Annotated in this window: 23 protein-coding genes and 1 tRNA gene; 17 read left to right on the top strand and 7 right to left on the bottom strand. The window is 45.3% G+C overall.

What is annotated here, in order from left to right:
- Positions 1 to 140: 140 nt before the first annotated feature.
- The gene (locus tag J4227_06850; protein ID MBS3110219.1) at positions 141 to 1037 is read right to left on the bottom strand and encodes a pyridoxal-phosphate dependent enzyme; all 897 of its coding nucleotides are present in this window, start codon (positions 1035 to 1037) and stop codon (positions 141 to 143) included.
- Positions 1038 to 1134: 97 nt separating this feature from the next.
- Between J4227_06850 and J4227_06855 the strand changes: the two genes are divergently transcribed.
- The 9 genes from J4227_06855 (at position 1135) to ribD (ending at position 7227) form a co-directional block, all read left to right on the top strand.
- A complete protein-coding gene (locus J4227_06855; GenBank protein ID MBS3110220.1) occupies positions 1135 to 1830 on the top strand; it encodes a hypothetical protein in 696 nt (231 codons plus the stop codon).
- Between the two features lie 38 nt (positions 1831 to 1868).
- The gene (locus tag J4227_06860; GenBank protein ID MBS3110221.1) at positions 1869 to 2249 is read left to right on the top strand and encodes a hypothetical protein; all 381 of its coding nucleotides are present in this window, start codon (positions 1869 to 1871) and stop codon (positions 2247 to 2249) included.
- Positions 2250 to 2304: 55 nt separating this feature from the next.
- On the top strand, positions 2305 to 2712 hold the full coding sequence (locus J4227_06865; protein MBS3110222.1) for a winged helix-turn-helix transcriptional regulator: 408 nt from the start codon (positions 2305 to 2307) through the stop codon (positions 2710 to 2712).
- A 254-nt stretch (positions 2713 to 2966) separates the two neighbouring features.
- Positions 2967 to 3866, top strand: coding sequence for a hypothetical protein (locus tag J4227_06870; protein MBS3110223.1), 900 nt, complete (start codon positions 2967 to 2969; stop codon positions 3864 to 3866).
- A gap of 140 nt (positions 3867 to 4006) precedes the next feature.
- Positions 4007 to 4639 (top strand): CTP-dependent riboflavin kinase, encoded by a 633-nt coding sequence (locus J4227_06875; protein ID MBS3110224.1) that lies wholly within the window; start codon positions 4007 to 4009, stop codon positions 4637 to 4639.
- On the top strand, positions 4636 to 5103 hold the full coding sequence (gene ribC, locus J4227_06880) for a riboflavin synthase (protein ID MBS3110225.1): 468 nt from the start codon (positions 4636 to 4638) through the stop codon (positions 5101 to 5103). The genes J4227_06875 and ribC overlap by 4 nt, the downstream gene beginning before the upstream one ends.
- Positions 5100 to 5513, top strand: a complete 414-nt coding sequence (ribH, locus tag J4227_06885; GenBank protein MBS3110226.1) for a 6,7-dimethyl-8-ribityllumazine synthase — start codon at positions 5100 to 5102, stop codon at positions 5511 to 5513. The genes ribC and ribH overlap by 4 nt, the downstream gene beginning before the upstream one ends.
- Complete coding sequence (gene ribA / locus J4227_06890) at positions 5510 to 6157, top strand: GTP cyclohydrolase II (GenBank protein ID MBS3110227.1); 648 nt, start codon at positions 5510 to 5512, stop codon at positions 6155 to 6157. Before ribH ends, ribA begins: the two co-directional genes overlap by 4 nt.
- Entirely contained in the window at positions 6154 to 7227 is a 1074-nt protein-coding gene (ribD, locus tag J4227_06895; protein ID MBS3110228.1) for a bifunctional diaminohydroxyphosphoribosylaminopyrimidine deaminase/5-amino-6-(5-phosphoribosylamino)uracil reductase RibD, read from the top strand. Before ribA ends, ribD begins: the two co-directional genes overlap by 4 nt.
- A 21-nt stretch (positions 7228 to 7248) precedes the next feature.
- Here the strand turns inward: ribD and J4227_06900 are convergent, their stop codons facing one another.
- Complete coding sequence (locus J4227_06900; GenBank protein MBS3110229.1) at positions 7249 to 9144, bottom strand: hypothetical protein; 1896 nt, start codon at positions 9142 to 9144, stop codon at positions 7249 to 7251.
- Between the two features lie 198 nt (positions 9145 to 9342).
- Between J4227_06900 and J4227_06905 the strand changes: the two genes are divergently transcribed.
- The 5 genes from J4227_06905 (at position 9343) to J4227_06925 (ending at position 14705) form a co-directional block, all read left to right on the top strand.
- Positions 9343 to 10104, top strand: coding sequence for a ZIP family metal transporter (locus J4227_06905; GenBank protein MBS3110230.1), 762 nt, complete (start codon positions 9343 to 9345; stop codon positions 10102 to 10104).
- A 104-nt stretch (positions 10105 to 10208) separates the two neighbouring features.
- Positions 10209 to 12092 (top strand): nucleotidyltransferase domain-containing protein, encoded by a 1884-nt coding sequence (locus tag J4227_06910; protein MBS3110231.1) that lies wholly within the window; start codon positions 10209 to 10211, stop codon positions 12090 to 12092.
- A gap of 118 nt (positions 12093 to 12210) precedes the next feature.
- Positions 12211 to 13512 carry a 6-phosphofructokinase gene (locus J4227_06915; protein MBS3110232.1) on the top strand — a complete coding sequence of 434 codons (1302 nt, stop codon included), beginning with the start codon at positions 12211 to 12213 and terminating at the stop codon, positions 13510 to 13512.
- A gap of 108 nt (positions 13513 to 13620) precedes the next feature.
- A complete protein-coding gene (locus J4227_06920; protein ID MBS3110233.1) occupies positions 13621 to 14154 on the top strand; it encodes a hypothetical protein in 534 nt (177 codons plus the stop codon).
- A 50-nt stretch (positions 14155 to 14204) separates the two neighbouring features.
- Positions 14205 to 14705 (top strand): hypothetical protein, encoded by a 501-nt coding sequence (locus J4227_06925; protein MBS3110234.1) that lies wholly within the window; start codon positions 14205 to 14207, stop codon positions 14703 to 14705.
- A gap of 178 nt (positions 14706 to 14883) precedes the next feature.
- Here J4227_06925 and J4227_06930 read toward each other — a convergent pair whose 3' ends face one another.
- The 4 genes from J4227_06930 to J4227_06945 form a co-directional block, all read right to left on the bottom strand.
- Positions 14884 to 15666 (bottom strand): hypothetical protein, encoded by a 783-nt coding sequence (locus tag J4227_06930; protein MBS3110235.1) that lies wholly within the window; start codon positions 15664 to 15666, stop codon positions 14884 to 14886.
- An 80-nt stretch (positions 15667 to 15746) separates the two neighbouring features.
- Positions 15747 to 15871: transfer RNA gene (locus J4227_06935), tRNA-Leu, on the bottom strand.
- Positions 15872 to 15937: 66 nt separating this feature from the next.
- On the bottom strand, positions 15938 to 16144 hold the full coding sequence (locus tag J4227_06940) for an HTH domain-containing protein (protein MBS3110236.1): 207 nt from the start codon (positions 16142 to 16144) through the stop codon (positions 15938 to 15940).
- Between the two features lie 66 nt (positions 16145 to 16210).
- The gene (locus J4227_06945; protein MBS3110237.1) at positions 16211 to 16942 is read right to left on the bottom strand and encodes a hypothetical protein; all 732 of its coding nucleotides are present in this window, start codon (positions 16940 to 16942) and stop codon (positions 16211 to 16213) included.
- Positions 16943 to 17595: 653 nt separating this feature from the next.
- Between J4227_06945 and J4227_06950 the strand changes: the two genes are divergently transcribed.
- The 3 genes from J4227_06950 (at position 17596) to J4227_06960 (ending at position 20739) form a co-directional block, all read left to right on the top strand.
- Entirely contained in the window at positions 17596 to 18327 is a 732-nt protein-coding gene (locus J4227_06950) for an SDR family oxidoreductase (protein ID MBS3110238.1), read from the top strand.
- Between the two features lie 110 nt (positions 18328 to 18437).
- Positions 18438 to 19817 (top strand): hypothetical protein, encoded by a 1380-nt coding sequence (locus J4227_06955; GenBank protein MBS3110239.1) that lies wholly within the window; start codon positions 18438 to 18440, stop codon positions 19815 to 19817.
- 235 nt (positions 19818 to 20052) lie between these two features.
- A complete protein-coding gene (locus J4227_06960) occupies positions 20053 to 20739 on the top strand; it encodes a hypothetical protein (GenBank protein MBS3110240.1) in 687 nt (228 codons plus the stop codon).
- 3 nt (positions 20740 to 20742) lie between these two features.
- Here J4227_06960 and J4227_06965 read toward each other — a convergent pair whose 3' ends face one another.
- Complete coding sequence (locus J4227_06965; GenBank protein MBS3110241.1) at positions 20743 to 21342, bottom strand: nitroreductase family protein; 600 nt, start codon at positions 21340 to 21342, stop codon at positions 20743 to 20745.
- Positions 21343 to 21382 lie beyond the last annotated feature (40 nt).

Raw genomic sequence — 21382 nt, forward strand, 5'->3', positions numbered from 1 at the left:
GGCCCCATATGAGCTTGAATTACAAAACGCCAAAAGAAGTTTGGGACGAATTATGTAAAGCAGTTTCGTGATGTAAACCAGTTTCGGGATAACAGAGATACGAATACAAACTGACGGGATTTAACAATAAAATTATAATCTCAGTACCTCTCCGCTTTGTCATAACCAAGGACGAGGATATTTTTTCCAGAAACCCCTTTTGCTATGTCCAAAGCTACAACTATTCCTGCCTTGCCGGATCTCCCCAAATCTTCCTGGTCAAAAACTCCTTTCTCCCAATCATCCACCAGGAATACCCTATCAATCAATTGATTGGCTTCCCTGATATGCGGGAAATCTATAACTTTCTCCAGCCCATCTTGGTTCATCAAGCCTGGAAATTCACTTTTCCCTGCTTTTCTTGGTTTATAACCTACTATGATTGTGTCGGGATCATACTCCTTAAAGACCCTGCCGGGCCCGACAATGCTTGACCCATTTCCAATTCCCCCTACATACACATCTACATCGATTTTTTTCAAAACTTCCTGGGCAATCTGTGACAAGGCTCCCAAGGTTACTTCGTTATTTGTTCCTTTTGGGCCCATGGAATGATTTAGAAATTTTGCTCCATATTTTTTGATGTTATCTATGATTCTCTCTTTTGTAAACCCCTGTATATCTTCAATGGCCGGCGTCGGGAGAATAATCCCTCCTTGTGCTTTGATTGCTTCTATCCTTCTCTGCTTGATGGGATCGTCTGGAATCATAACAAAGCAATTGTACCCGAGCTCTTTGCCTATGCCGGCAAATGAAACTCCGGCTGTTCCAGAAGTTGTCTCTAGAACATTCATTCCGGGCTTTAACCCTTCAGTTTCCTCGAATGCTTTGAACAATGCCAGGTAGACTCTGTCATAATGGCTGCCGAAGTGATTATCACATTCCCTCTTGATAAAAATAGAATTCCCATTCGGCACTTCCCCTGAATACTTAACCAAGGGAGTATTGCCTATTCTGGCTTCAAGTTCCGCATATTTTTTTATACGACTTTGTTTCATCTTAATCACAATATAGTAGTAACATCTCTTATATTTATATTTATGTTGTCTTAAAATAAAACGACAAGTTTATTTACCAGGACACATTTCACATCGAATGCAAAGCGAAGAAATACTCCAGAACTTTGGACTGACTGAGGCAGAAGTCAAATTATACATTGCATTGCTGAATCTTGCCGAAGGCACGGCAAACCAGCTGGCTGACCGCACGAACACCAATAGAACCTTTACCTATGACCGGCTTAAGAAACTCCTGGATTTGGGCATGGCCAGCTATGTAATTAAGGACAGCAAAAAATACTTCAAGCCTGCCGAGCCATCACACCTTCTTGCCATTCTAAAAGAAAGAGAGGAGCAGCTGAAGTCAATTTTGCCTGACCTCGAAAGACTGAAAAAGCCAATAAAAAAAGGACCCAAAGTCGAATTGTACTCCTCCAAAAAAGGCATTCGCACGGCATTGAATCTAATCTTAAAGGAAAAAAAGGAAGTTTTGATTCATGGCTCAATTGCTCCTTTCATTGAAATTATGGAATCCTACTATGACATCTGGAATCAAAGGAGGCGCAAGGAAAAAATCATGATTAAGCTGCTGTCCAACGAGAATATTAGCGTGCCATACTCTGAATCTGACCTGCTGGGCGAGGATGGTAAATACAACACCACCACTTTCACATTTGGAAACAACACCATAATCGCAATATGGGCAGATAATCCGGTTGCTATATTGATTGAAAGCGAGGAGATAGCCAAAGAAAATTCATTATTTTTTACAGCATCTGGGACCGCGAAATAAAGATCTACCCAGGCGTCGAAGGGATTCAGCGGGCATGGATGGAGCTTGTTGCGAAGGGGGCCAAAGAACTCGTTGGTTTTGGATTTTCATGGGATTTGGCCCAGATTTACGGGAGAGAGTTCAGCAATAAATGGCATAAGGAAAGAATGATAAACAAGATTCCGGCCAGGTTAGTGTCCTACAATGATGATAATTCGAAAAAATATTTTGACGTGAGGATGATGGAATGGCAGAATTTCAATATCCGGTTCCTGGATAGGGATTATTGCGGGCCTTCCTGTGTAACACTCTCTGATAACCTGATTGTTCAATTTTTATATACTGAAAAAAAGTTCAGGGTGATTGTAAGCAAGAATAAGGAAATGATTGCAGTTTATAAAAAACATTTTGAATCGCTTTGGCTGAAATCCGAACAGTGAATGAATCAGGCAAAATTTATATAGTGACGTCTATTCAAGAATCCGGTGACCAAATATGAGATACTCCTACCAGCGCATAACCATCATCAGAAGCCAGAAGCCAGAGCGTAATGATATCAATGCCGACCTGCAATGGCTTGGAGCGTCTCTTGGCCTGTTTGGCCTGAGGGACAAGGACAAGTCAATGTTCCGCGTTTTCCTGGAGCTGCTCAAGAATTCCAAAATCAAAAAGCCCCTGACAAGCGATGAGATTGCAACAAAGCTGAAGCTCTCCCGCGGCACAGTCATGCACCATATGAACAAGCTTATAGAGTCAGGCATTGTGATGAATGAGAGGAACAAATATATCCTCAGGGAAGACACCCTTGAGCTTTTGGTCAACGACATTGAGAAGGATATGAAACGGACTTGCAATGAACTTAAGCAAATAGCGAAGGAAATTGATAAATGGTTCGAAATTTAAGTTATACATAATTTTATCTTTAGTTGCAGTTCGGGAGACCGAACGAAGTGAGCGTCTCCCCAGCTTCCGTGCGAGCCGAGGCCAGCTCTTGCGAAGGAAATTGATAAATGGTTCGAAATATAGTGAGTTTTTGGTATTTACCCTTTTTTCAAAAAAGGATAAATTTAGTTGAAAATAATCCTTAATCTCTAAACTATCGCTTCACAATCGCTATGGAAAAATATATATAGGCTTTTACGTCTTGTCTGGCTACTGTGATTACCAAAAAAAGAGTGATACTGGCATCATTGATTCTCATAGCTGTTCTAATGTCTGGCTGCATAAAGCTGACTATTAACCAGGTTATCAACGCAGACGGCTCATCTGAGGTGCAGGTGATCTATGACATGTCTGCCCTATCTGCAATGGCCCAGGCATTTGCCAATGAGTCTGCTGATGGCGAGGATGCCTCTGATTCCAAGAGTGAGATGGAAGAATCATGTGCGGGATTCTATAACTCCACAAGCCTTCAAAATCCCAGGTGCTCTGTGACAGATGACCTTAAGGTTGTAATGTCTGGCGAAACATCGCTTGATGGCAACCCGGCATTCAAAGTTTCCAGGAGCATCCCTTATGTTACATATACATTTGACGCCAAGGCTGTCAATTCAATTTTGTCCGACGTGGGAGATGCCCAGGGGCAATCATTTGACACAGACCAATTGAAACAGGCTAAAGCTGCGGCTGGCGCAATGGGCATGTCCTTTACTTATGTTGTTCAAATGCCCGGGACGATTTACGAAGCTGATGCCGGCACCATTGAAGAAGATAAAATCACAATTGACATATTCGACATGCTCGATTCGGAAAATGTTTACATAAAATCGCGCGAACTTAACCTGCTATGGGACATCGGCCTTATTGTTATTGTAGTCATAACAGTTTTTTTGGTCATTCTTTTCCTTGGAAAAAGGGGAAATAAAATCCAGAGCAATGCTCAGGAGCAATACCAGCAAGCTGCTTACCAATCCGACCCATACCGGCAGGACCAGGCAGGCCAGCAGCAATACCAGCAGCAATATCCGGCAGGCCAGCAGCAGTATCCGCAACAGTATCCACCACAAGGCCAACAAGCGCAGAATCAGCAGCAATATGGGCGATACCCTCCGAGATAATCATCCTCATAGTCCTTTTTTCTGTCGCACAATGCAGCCAGCCTTTTTTGCAAAAAGTCTGGGCCAAAAAACCCTGTTACTCATTTCTGTTAAACATAAGCTTTTTAAGTAGCCAAAGTATCCGTAACCTCGGTGGGATATTGGATGAACTGCTTTTATGCATTGCAAGGAATTCTGGCCGTGGCGAGCTGAAGACATCAACTGGCAGGCTTGCAGCTGAAATTGGGATATCCCAGCAAAGCATCTCCCGCAAGCTTCGAAGCCTTGAGCAAAAAGGCTTAATCCTCCGGGCTTCTGCTCCGTCAGGCATGACAATCAGCATTAAGGAAAAGGGCCTGCTGATGCTCAAGTCAGAATACATGCTCCTTAAGGGCATCTTTGAGTCAACCTCCAAAATCAATGGCAAAGTCACAAGCGGCATGGGCGAAGGGGGGTATTATGTGAAGATATATTCCGGCAAATTCAGGAAAATGCTTGGATTCGCCCCCTTTCCAGGCACCCTTAACATCAAGGTTGACCCGGCATCCAAGAAAGTCTTCCTTGCAGGGTCTGAGCAGATCACTATCCCGGAATTCAGGACAAAAACCCGCACATTTGGCGTAGTCCATTGCTACAAAGTAAGAATTGGCAAATCTGTAAAGGGCGCGCTGATTGCCCCGGTCCGGGCAAGGCATCCAGAGAACATAGCAGAGCTGATTGCTCCCATAAACCTGAGAAGGAAATTCTCGCTCATGGATGGCAGCGAAATTTCAGTTGAGAGGGATGGGCCATGAAAATCGGGGTTGCTGATACGACATTTTCCAGGGTTGACATGTTCGCTTTTGTTGAGCAGGCATTCAGCCAGGTGGGCAAGCGCATCATAATTGAGAGGTACACTGTTCCTGGCGTCAAGGATCTCCCATTGGCGTGCAAGCGCTTGCTCCAGCACCACAATTGCGATATTGTTATGGCATTGGGCATGGTCGGGCCTGAGCCAATTGACAAGCAATGCAGCCATGAGGCATCTATGGCAATCCAGCAGGTGCAGCTGATGGCTGACAGGCACATACTTGAGGTTTTTGTGCACATGGATGAGGCAAAGGACGACAAAGACTTGCACAATCTGGCAAAAAACAGGGCATCGAAGCATGCACTGAATGCCATTGAGTTGCTAAAAGGAAAGACAGCCCTTAGCCCTTATGCAGGGACAGGCAGGCGACAGGGCAGGAATGATGCAGGGCAGGTGAAGAACAAATGAAACACAGAATTTCAATCATAGTCTCAGATTTTAACGGCAATATTACTTCAAAAATGCTCGCATATGCTGAGAAGACAGCAAAAAAACTTGGCTTGGATATTACCAGCGTGGTACATGTCCCTGGCACATTCGAAATTCCTTTGGCATTGAAGCATGTTTTATCCAAAAAAAATATTGACGGCGCAGTTGTGCTCGGTGCAGTCAAGCAGGGAGATACCGGCCATGATGTTGTTGTGGCAGAGAATTGCGCAAGGCAGATCATGAAGCTGTCCCTGAAGCACAGCATACCCATTGGCCTAGGTGTCATAGGCCCAAAGGCAACGATTAAGCACGCCGAGGAAAGAGCCGAGGAATATTCTGTCAGGGCTGTTGAAACTGTTTCAAAAATGATAAATGTCATGAGGCAATGAGCATGGAAAAAGGCAAGAAAGAAAGCGGGCATGGTATTTCATGCGAAATAGAAGTCAGACAGGAGGCAGAGGCCAGTCTCCCAACAGCTTTTGGCGATTTTAGAATTATCTATTTTTCCAACAGCCAGGATAAGAAAGACCATGTTGCATTGGTCAAGGGTAAAATCAAGGGGATGGAAAATGTCCTTGTTCGCGTGCATTCAAAGTGCCTTACCGGCGACTCTTTCGGCTCAATAAAATGTGACTGCCGTGCCCAGCTGGAAGGCGCAATGAAAAAAATCGAAGGTGAAGGCGCAGGGGCAATCATTTACCTTGACCAGGAAGGGAGGGGCATCGGCCTTATGAACAAAATAAAGGCATATGCGCTCCAGGATACGGGCCTGGACACAGTTGAGGCAAACCTTAAGCTTGGACTGAAAGCTGATGAAAGAAATTTCCACATTGCTGCGCGGATTATAGAATCCTTGGGAGTTAAGAGCATAAGGCTTATGACAAACAATCCTGAAAAGCTGAAGAATCTTAAAATGTGCGGAATCAAGGTGATTGAACGGGTGCCGAGCATTACAAAACCAACAAGCCAAAACAAGGGCTATCTCAATACGAAAAAAGACAAGTTTGGGCACCTTATCAGTGACGCAATATGAGAAAAAAAAATTCACCCATTTCCAAAAAGAAAGATGAATTCTATATGGGGCTTGCAATTGACCTAGCCAAAAAGGCAAGGCCGAGCCCAAACCCAAGAGTGGGGGCAATCCTTGTTAAGAATGGAAAAATCATTGGGAAAGGCTATCATCGCAAGGCAGGGGAGCCCCACGCTGAAATTAACGCAATCAACAGTGCAAAAAGAAAACTTCCTGATCTCTCTGGCAGCACTTTGTACATAACACTGGAGCCATGCTGCCATTATGGCAAGACACCACCATGCACCAATCGCATACTGGCTGAAAAAATTGGAAGGGTAGTCATTGGGGCAAAGGACCCGAACAGGCTTGTTGCCGGCAGGGGAATTTCAATCCTAAGGAAAAATGTTGCCAAAATAACCGCTGGAGTCCTGTCCGTATCAGCAACGGAAATAAATGACGGCTACAATCATTTTATCACAACGGGCTGGCCCCTTGTTGTGCTTAAGGCAGCAATCTCGCTTGACGGAAAAATATCAGCTGAAAATCGCGATTCAAAGTGGATATCAAACAGGAAGTCAAGACGGATTGTCCATGAAATGCGAAGCAAATATGATGCAATCCTGGTTGGCTCAGGAACAGTGCTCAAAGATAATCCAAGGCTGACCAGCAGGATAAGGGGAGGCATTGACCCAATGAGGATAATCTTTGACTCAAAGCTGTCCCTGCCCCTGAATGCAAAGGTGCTGGCGGACAGGAATGCCATTATCTTTACAACAGCAAAATGCAATAAGGCCAAGAAACTGCTCTTGGAGAAAAAAGGCTATGAAATCCAGGTTGCCGGAAATAGCCAGGTGGACCTGAAAAAAGCCCTGTCATTCTTGGGAAAAAGAGGCATAACAGGCATTCTTGTTGAAGGAGGGGCAAAAATTTATGGGTCATTTATCAATCAGAAGCTTGCTGACAAAGTTATCCTGTTCATTGCACCCAATGTAAGGGGCGGGCAGAATGCACCAGTTTTTCCGTCAATAAGCCTGAAAAATCCCACTTATACAAAAATTGATGACAATGTCATGATTGAAGGGGATTTGTGAAAAAGTTTTCTGCAAGGGAAATTATTGCCTTATCACAGGCATCCTTCCAGTATTTTTTCGTTGTGATGGATACTTGTGGTTGTAGAAATATTCAACATGGAAGGACAGGACTTCCTTCACATCTTTTCTGTTGACCAGGTGGTGTATCCTTCCATTTTTGTAGAGCATGTCAGTTGTGATTGTGGCGGGATCAACCTCAATGCCTGCACCCATTGTTACTCTTGGCCCTGCGAAGGCAGCAAGACTTCCCTTTTCACCAATTATTATATCCCCCACAGAGGCATAGCTTGCATATGCCCCGCCTGTGCATGGGTCAGCCAGGACGCTAAGGTATGATATCCCTTTTTGCTTCAAAGGCAAAAGTGATGCAATCATCTTTGCCATTTGTGCCAGGGCCATTGGCCCTTCATACATCCTTGCCCCTCCTGAAGAGGTCACTGATACCAAAGGCACGCGCTTTCTGTATGCCAGCTCGCTCGCACGCCTGAATTTCTCCCCAAACACGGCACCAAAGGAGCCCCCTATGAATTGTATGTCTGATATGGCAACAACCACTTCCCTGCCATCAATGGTGCCTGTTCCTGTTACCAGCGCTTCTTTTGAAAACGAATTTTCTTCAGCTTTTTTTAGCACGGATTTATATTTGTTGCCTGAATATCTTTTTGTATCCTTGATATTATTTAAAGTCAGGTTTCGCTCAGTCTCAGCGAAACTGCCTTCATCCAGGATTTTCCTAATTTGTTCTTCCATTGCTAAATACTCCCCTTTTCCGCAAGTCGGGCAGGCATAGAAATTCTGAATCCATTTTTCATCGGAAATAGTCCCGCACCCGCCGGATGGGGGAAAAGTTGTTTTTTCCTCAGCTTCAACTCTTTCGCACATTACACCCAGGCCTTTTGTCCCTTTTTCTTTTCTCTTCTGAAATTCTTCTTTCGAGATTTTCAAATTAGCTTCATTCACGTCGACAAAAGTGAGGTCCTGCATATATTCCTTGGGTTCTCTTTTTCTAAATCTGGTCCAGAAATCGTGGAGGCTTCCAACCACACGACCCTCAAACTTGCCATAATCCATAATCCGCCTGTACCTATCACGCACGATCTGGTCAATTTTCCTCCTAGTAAGGCCCCTTTCTCCTGTTTTGGAATCCTTGTAAGTCCATTCGCTTAAGGTTGCCGAAATTGCATCCCTAACTGTTTTTATAACTTCTCTATAACCTTTGTTTGCCCCATTCTTCGGCTCGGGAAGAATATAATCCACCATGCCAATCTCCTTAAGATGCTCGGCTTCCGGATGGAGCATATCAAGAGCTAATGGAATGAGCTCACTCATCGGAGTGCCTGCTGCCAGTTCCCTGTTCATAGTTATCCTTATGGCACTTTCAGGGGAAATAACCGATTCCATGGCATTTTCAAGCATGAATACCCTGTCGTGTCCTTGCATAGCCAGTGCTCCACCACTCCCACCAAAACCATGTATTACGGAAATCACAGGTGCTTTTATGTCGCAGTATCGCTTTATGCAATCTGCTATTAATAGTGCCTGCCCTCCTTTTTCAGCTTTCATTGATGCATCCGCTCCAACTGTGTCAATGAAAGTTATCACAGGCATCGCTGCTTTTTCCGCTTCATCCAAGCGTTGAAGGGCATAGGAATACCCAGCAGGGGTCATTGAATATAAAGACTCTGATGGGTTGACAGTATTCGGCCGCTCCTGGCCGAGAACCACGCATTCAATGCCATCTATTTTTCCTTTGGCAGCAATCAACGATGGATCAGGCGATTTGTAATACACCAGGCTATCCTTATCAAAAACACCATTAATCAAGATAGAGCTCGGAATTCTTTTCGGATCCCTCACTACTTTGAGCCTTGCTTCCAAATTAATTTGCTGATTTGAAGCTGGAACTTTCTTTATCATTGTATCCCTTTGCAGCTCTCACTGTCAGCCACTTAATCCCCCTATGGCGTTCTTGTTTGCCATTTTAAAAAGCTTTGCGAACTAAACTATTCAAAAGTGGTAAATAGTTTTTGGCAAATGAGCATTTTCCGAGCAGAAATAAGAAATTAATTCTTATAATCACCAACCTATATAAACACCTTATATCTCCAGAGAACAATGCAAACCCTGTACATAATCGGAAGCGTCATTGCAGTGTCACTCATCTCAATTATTGTAATCCTCCCATTCATCCATAAATCAAAAATATCAGAAAAGCTTCTCCTCTTCCTGCTGAGCATTTCAATCGGCGTCCTGCTCAGCACTGTTGTGCTGGATTTCCTCCCTGAGATTGTAGAGCACGGTTACAGCACAACCTCAGCATTGTACATCCTTTCTGGCTTTCTGCTAATGTTTCTGCTTGAAAAATTCGTGCATTGGCATCACTCTCTCAAGAACGAGCAGTTTGAGGGAAAGCACAGCCATGCCTACAGCCTGGCGCCCATTAATCTCATTGGCGACGGGATCCACAACTTTATTGACGGCATGGTCATTGCGGGCAGTTATTTTGTCAGCACAACAGTGGGCATTGCAGCCACTGTTTCCATCATATTCCACGAAATCCCGCAGGAAATCGGCGACTTTGGCGTGCTCTTGTACTCCGGCATGTCAAAGAAAAAGGCAGTGGTATTCAACCTGCTGTCAGCTGCCGCTGCCATTCTCGGCGCGATACTGGGAATCTTCATAATTGGAACCATGGCCAGGTTTGAGTATTTCATAATCAGCTTTGCCGCAGGCAATTTCATTTATATCGCAGCCGCAAACTTGGTCCCGCAGTTGCACAGGAGATGCGAGCTTTGGGAAACATTGGAGCACATTTTTGCAATTTGCCTTGGCGTTGCTGTGACCTTGCTGATAACCCTCTATTTGCCAGGGCATTGAGTGCGGTATTCAGCGCATGTGGCAGCAGCGGGCTGAAAACCCAAAAGGTAAACATTTATATATCAATATGAATTCGGTTTGAATGAAAAAGAGATGAATTTTCTATGCCAAAGGAGAACAAAAGCGCCAGCAAGCAGGACAGTTCAGTTCCAGAAGACCCGAGGCAAAAGGAATTCTTGGATTCCCTTCCAAAAGAGGCCAGGCAAAAGCTTGAGGACATCAAGAAAAAGCTTGAGCTGCTCAAGACCGAGGTTCTCAAGAAGTTTGACAAGTACATAGTGGGCGTTTCGCTTCTCCCGCCGCAGCAGAGCCAGGCGCCGCCTCCAAATGCAGAGCCCGGGGCAAATGCGCCACAGGTGCCGCCGCCGGATAATGAAAAAATCAATGTGCTGATACTTATTGATGATTCTGACAGCCAAAGCATGTCAAAAGTCGAGCTCAAGACAAAGCTGACCCAAATCATCGAGAAGGCTGCGCAGGACATTGACCCGAATCTCAACCCAATGACAGTAATCCTCAGCGAGCTATGGCAGAACTGCTTCGACGGCAAGTTTGAGATGCTGCAGACAATTGCCCTTGGCGCGCCGATTTATGATACAGGCATGCTCTCTGCAATCAAGATAGCCGAAATCCACAAGACAATGGTCATCAAGAAGTTTGAGAAATACATTGTCAGCTACGTCCTGGCAGGCTCACTGGTGCAGGGCAAGGCCACCAAGACAAGCGACATAGATGTCTGGATTGTCATTGATGACACCGACGTCAAGAAAATGACCAGGGCTGAGCTGAAGGACAAGCTGCGCGCAATCATAATTGGCATGGGCATGGAAGCAGGCGAGCTTACCGGCATCAGGAACAAGCTCAACATACAGGTTTACATCCTCACTGATTTCTGGGACAGCCTTAAAGAGGCAAATCCTATCATTTTCACATTGCTGAGGGATGGCGTCCCATTCTATGACCGCGGGATATTCATGCCATGGAAACAGCTGCTGAAAAGCGGCAAAATCAAGCCAAGCGCAGAGGCAATTGACATGTTCATGTCTTCAGGCGAGCAAATGCTCCGCAGGGTCGAGCTCAAGCTGAAGGAGATTGGTATGGAGGACATTTACTATGCAATCTTGACTCCTAGCCAGGCAGCATTGATGATGTATGGCATCCCTCCACCCGCGCCAAAGGAAACAGCTGACCTCTTGAGGCAGATTTTTGTTGAAAAGGAAAAGATGTTCCGCGCCGAGGATGTGAAAATCCTGGAAAATGTTGTTAAAATAAGGAAGGACATTGAGCATGGCACCAAGAAGGAGCTTTCAGGCAAGGAAGTCGACACTTTGCTCGGGGACGCCGATAAATTCCTCAAGGCAATCAAGAAGCTTTTTGCCCAAATTGAAGTCAAGCGGGAAGAGCAGGACGTTGCCACAATTTATGAGAACATGGTCACGGTTGTGCGCGACATATTGAGGCTGGAAAATGTCAGCAAGATGCCTGAGAACGAGATGATAAGGATTTTCAACGAAGAGCTTGTTGTGCCCGGCAAGGTCCCGGCAAGGTACAAAAGGCTGCTGGAAACTGTTGTCAAGGCCAAAAAGGATTATGATACGAACAGGCTGAGCAAGAACGAGGTGGAGGAGGTCAAGAAGATTTCGGGGGAGCTCTTCAAGTTCCTGGTTGAATACCTCCAGCGCAAGCGCGGCAGGGAGATTGAGCGCGCCAAAATCAGGGTCAAGCACGGCGACAAATATGGCGAGGTGCTTTTGCTGGATGACATCGCTTACATAATCCATGATATTGATAATGAGGACAGGAACATCTCCAAGGCCAGGCTGATGCCCTCAGGAAGATTGGGGCAGATAGAAGCCAGCAACCTCGAGGAGCTGGAGCGTGCAGTTGCCAAAGTGGTTATTCCACCAAAGGTTTTCATCAAGGAGCCCATTTTTGAGGATATGAAGGTCATATTTGGAAGGGATGTTGAAGTTCTGCTGAATTACTAGTTTCTTAACTATGTTGACTATTACTACTTGCCAATGCAAACCTATTTAAAGTTATATCAATTCTCAGCTTTGCTATTATCATACTTTATCATACTTTTGATGTTTAGGGGGCGATAGCATGAAAACGCTGGGTATGCTAACAAATGGCGGAGACACGCCGAGCTTGAATTCTGTTCTGGCAGCTATCAAAAAAGCAGCCCGTATGGAGGGCTTTGACAAGATCTGGGGCATAGAAGGGGGCTATCTTGGCCTTATTGAAGGTCGAATGAAAGACATAACAGAACGTGAGATTGAGCCTGCCCAGGGCGGCTCTATACTTTATTCTCTAAGGGACAGCCCCTTACCGCTGGAAATTCCGGTCGACCCCAAAGAAAAACAACTGTGGGAAGCAAAACTTCAAGGAGCAATTAAAACAATCAAAGACAAGCATATCGATGTGCTTGTTGCAATAGGGGGCGACGGCACAATCGCAGCCACAAAAGCATCTGTGCCATACATCCATGAAGAGACCAATTGTAAAGTGTATGCTTTTCCAAGGACAATTGATAATGATATTCGGACTTTTACATCCCAAAATTTCGAAAATGAGACCATAGAAACAGCAGTTGCTCCTGGTGCACCAACAGCAATGCTCAGGATTGTGGACTTGACGCATCGGCTCAAGACAACAGCTGAAACGAATAAGAGGGTTTTTACACTAGAGACAATGGGCAGAGATGCTGGTTGGCTTGCACTCGCGGCATGTTATGGAGGGGCAGAATTTGTGATAGTCCCTGAGTTTGATGTTTCATCTGACGTGGAGAACCAACTCTATGATCTTGTTGCTGAGATGTACAGGGAATCGCAAAGCTGCGTTGTCGCTGTTTCAGAAGGCACCAAATTTGATGGCGTGCAGCTCAAGAAGACTGCTTATGGAAAAAGAAAGCTGGGGGGAGTTGGCGACTTGATTTCACTGGGTGGTCCGGTGGATGATAAAAGAACAATTGATGGTATACAAGATGCATTGAAAAAACGGAATGTTGTTCAAATCAGTTATCCGAATGGCAGGCAAAACCAAGAGGAGTACCGCATAGTCAGAGCAGTTGACGTAAGATGCCAGCATGGAGATTATTATCCAAGAATGGGCGGGCCGAGCCAGTATGACATGCGTTTGAGTGAAGTCCTTGGCGATAGGCTGAGAAAAATGCTCCATGACGGCAAAGCTGAGCACATGCCTGTCCTGGCCAGGGTGGTTCCTTTCGAAGAACTAACAGTGGATGTAACATCTGATGTTCCATTCAGCAAGGTTGAGCAGATGCTGCTGCCTGTCAAAAGCTATTTTAACCCTGACCGTCTTACGGCGAATCTCGCATTTGCGGATTTCATGAACCAGATAATATCCGAGCAGGACAAGAAGCTTGTTTTTGGGAAGGCATATTAGCCACCCAAATGTTTTATCATACTGAATTGCAGATTTAATGTTTTTCTATTTACCAATGGCAATTTTACATAGAAAAATATATATAACCTTATTCCAACATTTTGCTTTATGTCAGTCACTGATAGCATTTGGGGCCCGGACAAGGAGCTTATTGTGAAATATGTGGGCATCCTGGACATGGATGGCCTATACCGCACCCTATACAACTGGTTTGATGCACGGAAGCTCGAGTGGCATGAGCCTGTATTCAAGGACAAGCACCCGGTGCAGGGGGATGCCCAGGAAATCAAGATTTTCGCATACAGGAATGACACAGAGTTCATGCGTGTCAGGTATGGCATCTTTATCCACACCTGGGACCTTCAGCCAGTCACTGTTGTCAAGGAAGACAAAAAAATAATGATGGAAAAAGGCAGGCTCAAGCTGACCATCCAGGTTGATTTTGAATATGACTATGAGAACAAGTGGGAATCAAGCCAGTTCCATGTAACCCTCCGGGATTTTTACATAAAATACATAACCTACAGAAAAATTCAGTCTTATGCGGACAAGATAGAGTATGAAGCCCACAACCTTCAGGAGACTATCAAGCAATGGCTGGACATGCAGGGCCGCGGAAACCAGTTTGCTGACATGTATTAGGAAAATAATATGCTAAGCCAAATTTACTGTGCCAAAAAGCGGTGCAACTCATGGTTGAGAGAAGAATAATCGTTGACAATCTAAAGGTGGAATATAATGGCTTATTTGATGCCACCGAGCTTTACAAGCTTATTGATTATTATTTCCGTGAGCGTGCCTACACCAAGCATGAGCTGAGGAATTACGAGCATGTTTACACTTCCGGCAAGCAGGTTGAAGTTCACATGGAGCCCTACAGAAAAATCACTGATTACGCTAAATATGTCATAAAAGTGCTCATTACCATGAAGCATCTGAAAGAAGTGACTGTGGAAATTGACAAAAAGAAGGTCAAGCTGAACAAGGGTGAAGTGGAGGTTGAGTTTGACGGCTACCTTGAGCTGGATTATGAGCACAGGTGGGAGAAAAAGCCAATGTTCTACTTTCTCAGGGCAATATTTGACCAGTATGTGTACAAGATTCATACAGAAAGGTATGAGCAGGGGCTGGCACAGGAAGTGCACGACCTGCGAAGCCAGGTCAGGAAGTTCTTGAATATGCAGAAGCATTGAGACACCCTATTCTACAATTGGGTTGCAAAATTTGCAGGCGGGCTGGAGATTGAGCTTGAACAATAGCACGGCCAAGGCTATATCTTGTCCTCTGTTATTATTTTTTCTCCCATATAAACATTATAATAATATAACAATAAAAAAATAAAAAATTACAGAAAATAAAAACTTACAGACCTTAGCTGTAGCTTACAAGCTCCATTGCAGTTGAAACCTGCGCAGAAGTGTATGTCACCTTGATTGGCAATGGCACACCGCTTGAATACCAGTACATAACGCTCTCGAGCTGGTATTTCTCTGCGCTGAATGTCCCTGCCGGCACTGTCACGCTTTCGCTCCCAACAAACTGGAGCTGCGGCATGCTTGCATCAGGGCTTGAGACTGCATTCGGGCCTTCCTGTGGGCACTCTGCTTCCTGGTCAATATTCTGCCCCATGGCATTTATCGTAGTGGTTATTTTCAGGCACTTGTAATTTGCCTTGCTCAGCCAGGTGTTTGATGTAATTGTTGCTCCCTGGCTTTCGATATTGACAGATGTTTTCCATGCTGCCACACCATTGACCGGGTCAGATGTCACGCCATATTTCATGTTTGTGACAGTGTCAACCCCTCCTGCAGTTGAAGTAACCCTATACTCATAGTTCTTTAGCATGCCATAGTTGTAAAGCTTGTCCATGCCAAGGCTTTTGGCTGATGCTTCCGCGGCCACATTTGGCATGGGCACGTCACCATCATTATCATCTTCCACTACCGTCTCTTCAGCATTCTCGCTGTCCAATGCAGGCATATTTGAATCCACAGATGCATCACTGGCATCAGAATTGTCCTCTGCCTGTTCTCCTGCAGCATTATCATCAGCCTGCTGGCCGTTATTGCCAGTGTCTGCCGATGGCGTATTGCACGCAGCAACAAAAATTGTCAGAACTGCTAAAACCAACAATATCTTCAAATAATCTCTCATGTATCGCACCCCCCTACATAATCTATTATCCCTACATAATCTATTATTAATGTTCTTTCGCTGTTCATTTATAAAGTTTATGCGGGAGGAGGGATTTGAACCCCCGAACCCACTAAGGGACAGGATAACATAAAGGAAAAATCACAACATGTGCTGTGTGCCCCTCTTAAGTCCTGCACGTTTGGCCAGGCTTCGCTACTCCCGCAAAATCACAGAAAGGTAAAGACTATTTAAACTTTTATCATTGAAAAATTAAGCGCGGAGAACTCAATCACTTCTTGAATTTATACTCAAATATCTTCCTGGCCATTGGTTCCTTTTTCTTAATCTTGAAAAGGACCTGCTTGCTTTCCCTCAGCCTTTTCAGGCTATTGGTCACAGAGCCAATGGAAACCTTCAGCTTCTTTGCAATATCCTTTGAGCTGAACCACATTTTTTTATTTTTCTTCAAAAAATCATATACTTCCTGTTGTCCCATTATTCAATCAACCCCGCCAGTGTTATTTTGTTATCAAGATGTATATAAACCTTTGGTTTTGGCCGGCTAAGTCAGAAAAGTGCCCCACTTTGTCCTGTTGATTGTGGGCTCGGGCTCCTTGGGCCCGCCACCGTCTTTCTCGTCTGGCTGAGGCAATGGAAAATGCCTGTGCAGGTACTCAAAGATTTTCTGCCCGAATGCATGCAGCTCCCTTGGGTCCAAATAGAGGGGATAGTCTGGGTCGATGACTGCGGGCTTTCGGCTCCATTGCGATATGGTTATTGAAAAATCAGAATAATAAATGCTGCGCATCCTCAAATCCGCGGCGTCTATATGGTAAGGCATCCCCATTGAGTCCAGCAGGCATTCGCCTTTCATCTTTTCCAGATCCATATGGAGATCAACTTTGTTGCCCTTCTCCGTTATTCCGGACAGCATCAGCTGTAACTTTTCGTCGATGGGCGAAGGCACATCCCCTCTGTTAAGTGTACGGTAAACCTTTGTAAAGCGGAAGAAAGCCGGCATTTCCTCCTTCACTGCCCTGTCTTTTATTTTTTCCACCATCGCATCATAGTCTAGGTGGGCCATCATGACAGCAGTATCAATCGAGCCAATAATCAGCTCCTTGTCGCTCCGTGGGGGCCATGAGTCTCTTTTTGCGAATCCAGCGCCTGCCAGCAGCGTTGTCCCTGCAGCATAGCCTGCCAGGAGAATGAGCCCGTTCCCTATGAATTTCCGCCTGCCATAGTCGGTAGATTGCTGCTTCTGAGGCGTGATGTATCTCTGTTCTTCCCCCATTGGTTTTAATCTGATGCATGTTGTTTATAAAGTTTTTACCATCCTGGGCTTAGTAGAAAAGTTTACGTTTTGCCATCAATTCTGCGAGCATCTGGAAATAAGGCAGACAGCAGTTTTCGGAGTTCCAGGGAGAAAACTGCCCTCGCCGATGGCAAAACCTGAGCCTTCAGGCGAAGTTTTCTACTAAGCTCCATCCTGGGGGAAGTCAACGTTCATTTTCAGTAACTTTATAAACAGTTTTTAGATTCTAAGAGCGGGCAAATAGTGTATTTATGCCTCTGTAGCATAGATAGCTATCCTTTCTCTAGAGAAAGGATAGAACCCAAAGAGTCCTCCCCTTCGGGTCGAGGATTTGCTTTGCAAATCATAAACGCCTCTGTAGCATAGTAGCCATTGCGCGTCCTTGGTATTCAATTGAAGACAAATAGGACGAGGTCGAGGGTGCAACTCCCTCCAGAGGCTTCATATCAATTTTTTTTTAGGCATGGCGCCAGGACAATTCTTTTATAGCAAATCACTTTAATAATCGGAACTTTGTTCCTAACGAATAAGTGATTTGCTTATTAGGAAATAACCTTGCACTCATTTCAAAACATACAAACATTTGTCCGGATATCAAAAAAATTTAAATATATGGCAATGAAATTAATTCCATGTCAGAAATCAAGACTGTTTTAATCAGTGGCGGCACAAGCGGCATGGGCAGGGCCTGTGTTTTTAAGTTTCTGGAAGCCGGGCATAATGTGGCTACATTTGCAAGGTCCGGGGACAGCTGCAAAGCACTGGAAAAAGAGCTTGGCGGAAAATTTCCGCAGGCCTCATACCTTGTCCTGCAGGGTGACGTGACTGATGAGGCTAGTGTGGCAATCATTGTCCAGAAAACTGTAAAGAAATTTGGCGCAATCGACATTCTTGTCAACAATGCAGGGCGGGGCCTGTTTGAGACTATTGACACCATCAAGCCCGGGGATTATTTAAATCTTCTAAATGTCAACCTTATTGGCGTGGCCCTGCTAAGCAAGCACGCTGTTCAATCCATGAAAAAGAAAAAAACAGGGCACATCATAAACATCGCATCGATTTCAGGAAAGGAGTCCGGGCCAGGCCGTGAGTTTTACAGCGCATCCAAATATGGGGTAATGGGCTTCTCTGAAGGATTGAGGAAAGAACTTAATGACTTTGAAATCAAGGTCACCACAATATGCCCCGGAATGGTCAAAACTGGCTTTTTCAGCCAGCATGAACTGCGGAGGAGAAAAACCGCAAACAAGGGCAAGCTTCCGCTTATGCTTCGGCCAGAGGAAATTGCCTCGGCAATATACTTCATTGCCTCTCAGCCAGGGCATGTCGCAATTACTGACATCACAATACTGCCATTTGGATGACAGGCTGGGCATTTTTGAGTGCAGTCCATCATATGCCGCTCCATTTTAGACAAAATCCAAGCCCTTCATCTACCAAAAAATATATAATCCGCTTTAGAAACAATTGCTCCATGGCTACAAATGCAGTGCAGCGAAGGGCTTTGCACATGAGGGCAGCAAAGCTTTTCAGGATTTATGATGTTCTCAGGGCGGAAAAGGCAAAATTGAACAGCATCGCAGCAAGGCTGCTGCCCCATGCAGAAGAGCTGGCCAATAGTGTTGACACCGGCGATATAGCCTCCAGGCTCACCTTCCTGAATGTCAGTGCAGTTGAGCTCGAACTCCTTACAAATGCCATACAGCATGAAATTGCATTCTGGAAAATCGTCAAGGCAGATATCGATGCCCTTGTGCAGGACAGGAAACAGTTCAGTGGCCTGTCAGGCTCCGGCGCAGAGGCAAATGCGGGCATCCTGCGGACAGTGATGCTCAACATCGACAAGCTTCACAAGATGCTCAATGCATCGTTCAACAAGCCGCGCAACAACCTGCTCGCAATTCTTGAAAAACAGCTGATTGCTGCTGAACGGCATCGCTGGCAGGACTACCAGGAATACTACAGGCGTGAGCAAAACCTGTTCCGGGATTTCACCTTAATGCGGGATGATGTCGAGAAGCTCAAGGGGATTCTCCCAGACTATGCAGTCAAACTCTCAAGGCAGGCAATGGCAAAGCGCGCTGGCATGATTACCGGTGTAATGGTCGTTGTTCTGCTTGCCAACTCAATAATTGGCGGTTATTTCTCTAACAAAGGCATCTTCCCTGGCGATGATAAAGGCCAGGTTGTCCAGGTCATTCAGGGCGGTGAGAGAATCCACATCCCAAATAATCTGGATATCGACAATCAGGCAACGCTGGTTGAAATTGGCGCAATCATGTCAGGGGTGAAGTTTGACTATGATTTCAAGGGGATAAAGGCAGTGGGCGATAGGGATATCGAAATTGACAAAGGATATTTCGGCGACTATGAATACAAAACCGCGCACGCATCAGCAATTGACTCGGCGCATATCCCTGCCTTAATCAGAAAAATTGGCTCAGCAAAATTAATGGGCACTGAGGTTGACTGGCTTGGCAGCAAATTCAAGGGGATAATGGGCACTTATCAGGATGAAACGCTGAGGATATGGCATGATGGCTGGAGAAGCTATTTTGTCGAGACATGGAAAGGCGGCAAAAAGGCATCATTCCTGGAGATTTTTGTCATCGGCGGGAAAGTGGGCATAGTCAAGCTTCTGAAAAATGATGGCTCCGGGTATTATGTGATCCGCGGCACAACAGCCAGGGCTTTGGAGCACAATGGCGGCGGCATGTACCGTGAGCGTGACCAGGGATTGGGCAGCAAATGGAAAAGCCCCTTCATCCAGGGCATTGACACGGATTCAAACGGAAGCGACATCATAAGCCAGGCCGAGCATATTGTATCGATTTGCTCGAACCTCCTCAAATAATTTCTATTCGCCGGCTTTGCTCGAAAAGTCAGTTTGGGCATCAATTTTGCGAAGCCCATTTCCAGAGGGATTATGCATTTTTCGGGGTTGCAGAGGAGAAAAATGCAATTCGAGAGAAGCTGCAATGCTGAGCGGATGCCCAAACCGGGCCGAAAGGCGGGTTTTCGGGCAAACCCTATTGGCCTCGCATCACCAAGCGAAAATTTAATTTACTTTAAAATACAAATCCCTGCTCATGGAGGAGACCGTGCCCAAAGCTGATGGCCTGCAGAGAAAAAAAAGGCGCAAATCAGTAATTGCCTCTGCTGCACTTGCATTGATGCTCTATATCATCATCTTTGTGATGAAATTTCCTTACAAGACAATCTCCACCCCTGTTTTTGACAACCAATCTTACATTGAATCGAAGCAGCAGGAGGAAGAATGCATCACCCGGCCATACAGGTTTGAGGACGCCTTTATCACAAATTCGCCATGGAAGAAAAACGGAACCAGCCTAACGCCAACGCTGATGCTGAAAAACCTCGAGGGCACAGCAGGAAAATTCACAGTGCAGATTGCCTTTTTCAATAGGGATACTTACCCGTGGAGTTCGGTAAATGGAGGGAACCCCAATGCAAAAGTGGAAAAGGCTGACATCTACAGCGGCAAAGTCGAAGTCACAATCCCAGCTGGTGTTATAGAGGAAATTGAAATCATGACAGATATGCATAATGACACTGACAATTTCTGGGCAGAGGACATTATTACCCCTCCTTACCTGACTGAGTGCCTATCTACCACTCATTACATCAACCAGACAAGGGCACAAAAAGTGCAAACCTCATGGGCAAAAACAAGAATCAGGGCAACAATCTGGCAGATGGCAACAGGAACTTATGAGGAGCCAGGAATTGATGAATTTACTTATTTGCAGACCTGATGACTATCCAAACATCCCTTTCCTTATCATGTCATTCAATGGCTTTCTCTGGCTCGGTATCTCCCTGACCCTGTCCTTTTCCTCAAGCATGTCCTTACTGCCTTTTTTTCCGATAACAATCATGCATTCTATATTGTAAACGTCAGGAATATTCAGCTCCGACATGGCCCTGTCCCTGTCAAAGCCGCCGATTGGATGCGCAATAAAGCCCCTTCTTGTCCCCTCAAGCAGAAGATTCTCACTCGCGAGGCCTGTGTCAAAGCTGTGGGTCCTGATGGGTTTCTCACCATTGTCCGAAATCTTCCTCGACAGCACAATTACGAGCACAGCAGCCCTTTTTGCCCATCGTTGGTTTCCCTCACTCAACAACCCGAAATAAATTGGCCACTCACCTGAATTATTTTTTGCATAAAGAAATAGCCATTCCTGGTTGTTTGAAGAGGAAGGGGCCCATCTCGCTGCCTCAAATAGGGGCATGAGATCATCATCTGTCATTTCCTCGCCGCTCAGTGCCCTTGAAGACCACCTATTCAGGATAATCGGGTGTATCTCATAGCCTGGTTTTCTGTTTTCCCTGACTTCATCACTCAGCGCATCTTTCATTTTGCCAATGGAAATCGCGGCAAGCTAACTATATTAACCT

It is taken from the genome of Candidatus Woesearchaeota archaeon, from assembly GCA_018303405.1.
GTDB lineage: Archaea > Nanobdellota > Nanobdellia > Woesearchaeales > JABMPP01 > JAGVYD01.

Coding starts and splice junctions, on each gene's coding strand:
- J4227_06920 (MBS3110233.1), top strand. CDS start 13,621: ATGTCAGTCACTGATAGCATTTGGGGCCCGGACAAGGAGCTTATTGTG.
- ribD (MBS3110228.1), top strand. CDS start 6,154: ATGAGAAAAAAAAATTCACCCATTTCCAAAAAGAAAGATGAATTCTAT.
- J4227_06965 (MBS3110241.1), bottom strand. CDS start 21,342: ATGAAAGATGCGCTGAGTGATGAAGTCAGGGAAAACAGAAAACCAGGC.
- J4227_06910 (MBS3110231.1), top strand. CDS start 10,209: ATGCCAAAGGAGAACAAAAGCGCCAGCAAGCAGGACAGTTCAGTTCCA.
- J4227_06960 (MBS3110240.1), top strand. CDS start 20,053: ATGGAGGAGACCGTGCCCAAAGCTGATGGCCTGCAGAGAAAAAAAAGG.
- J4227_06850 (MBS3110219.1), bottom strand. CDS start 1,037: ATGAAACAAAGTCGTATAAAAAAATATGCGGAACTTGAAGCCAGAATA.
- J4227_06900 (MBS3110229.1), bottom strand. CDS start 9,144: ATGATAAAGAAAGTTCCAGCTTCAAATCAGCAAATTAATTTGGAAGCA.
- J4227_06940 (MBS3110236.1), bottom strand. CDS start 16,144: ATGGGACAACAGGAAGTATATGATTTTTTGAAGAAAAATAAAAAAATG.
- ribC (MBS3110225.1), top strand. CDS start 4,636: ATGAAAATCGGGGTTGCTGATACGACATTTTCCAGGGTTGACATGTTC.
- J4227_06925 (MBS3110234.1), top strand. CDS start 14,205: ATGGTTGAGAGAAGAATAATCGTTGACAATCTAAAGGTGGAATATAAT.
- J4227_06915 (MBS3110232.1), top strand. CDS start 12,211: ATGAAAACGCTGGGTATGCTAACAAATGGCGGAGACACGCCGAGCTTG.
- J4227_06955 (MBS3110239.1), top strand. CDS start 18,438: ATGGCTACAAATGCAGTGCAGCGAAGGGCTTTGCACATGAGGGCAGCA.
- J4227_06950 (MBS3110238.1), top strand. CDS start 17,596: ATGTCAGAAATCAAGACTGTTTTAATCAGTGGCGGCACAAGCGGCATG.
- J4227_06945 (MBS3110237.1), bottom strand. CDS start 16,942: ATGGGGGAAGAACAGAGATACATCACGCCTCAGAAGCAGCAATCTACC.
- J4227_06865 (MBS3110222.1), top strand. CDS start 2,305: ATGAGATACTCCTACCAGCGCATAACCATCATCAGAAGCCAGAAGCCA.
- ribA (MBS3110227.1), top strand. CDS start 5,510: ATGAGCATGGAAAAAGGCAAGAAAGAAAGCGGGCATGGTATTTCATGC.
- ribH (MBS3110226.1), top strand. CDS start 5,100: ATGAAACACAGAATTTCAATCATAGTCTCAGATTTTAACGGCAATATT.
- J4227_06855 (MBS3110220.1), top strand. CDS start 1,135: ATGCAAAGCGAAGAAATACTCCAGAACTTTGGACTGACTGAGGCAGAA.
- J4227_06860 (MBS3110221.1), top strand. CDS start 1,869: ATGGAGCTTGTTGCGAAGGGGGCCAAAGAACTCGTTGGTTTTGGATTT.
- J4227_06930 (MBS3110235.1), bottom strand. CDS start 15,666: ATGAGAGATTATTTGAAGATATTGTTGGTTTTAGCAGTTCTGACAATT.
- J4227_06905 (MBS3110230.1), top strand. CDS start 9,343: ATGCAAACCCTGTACATAATCGGAAGCGTCATTGCAGTGTCACTCATC.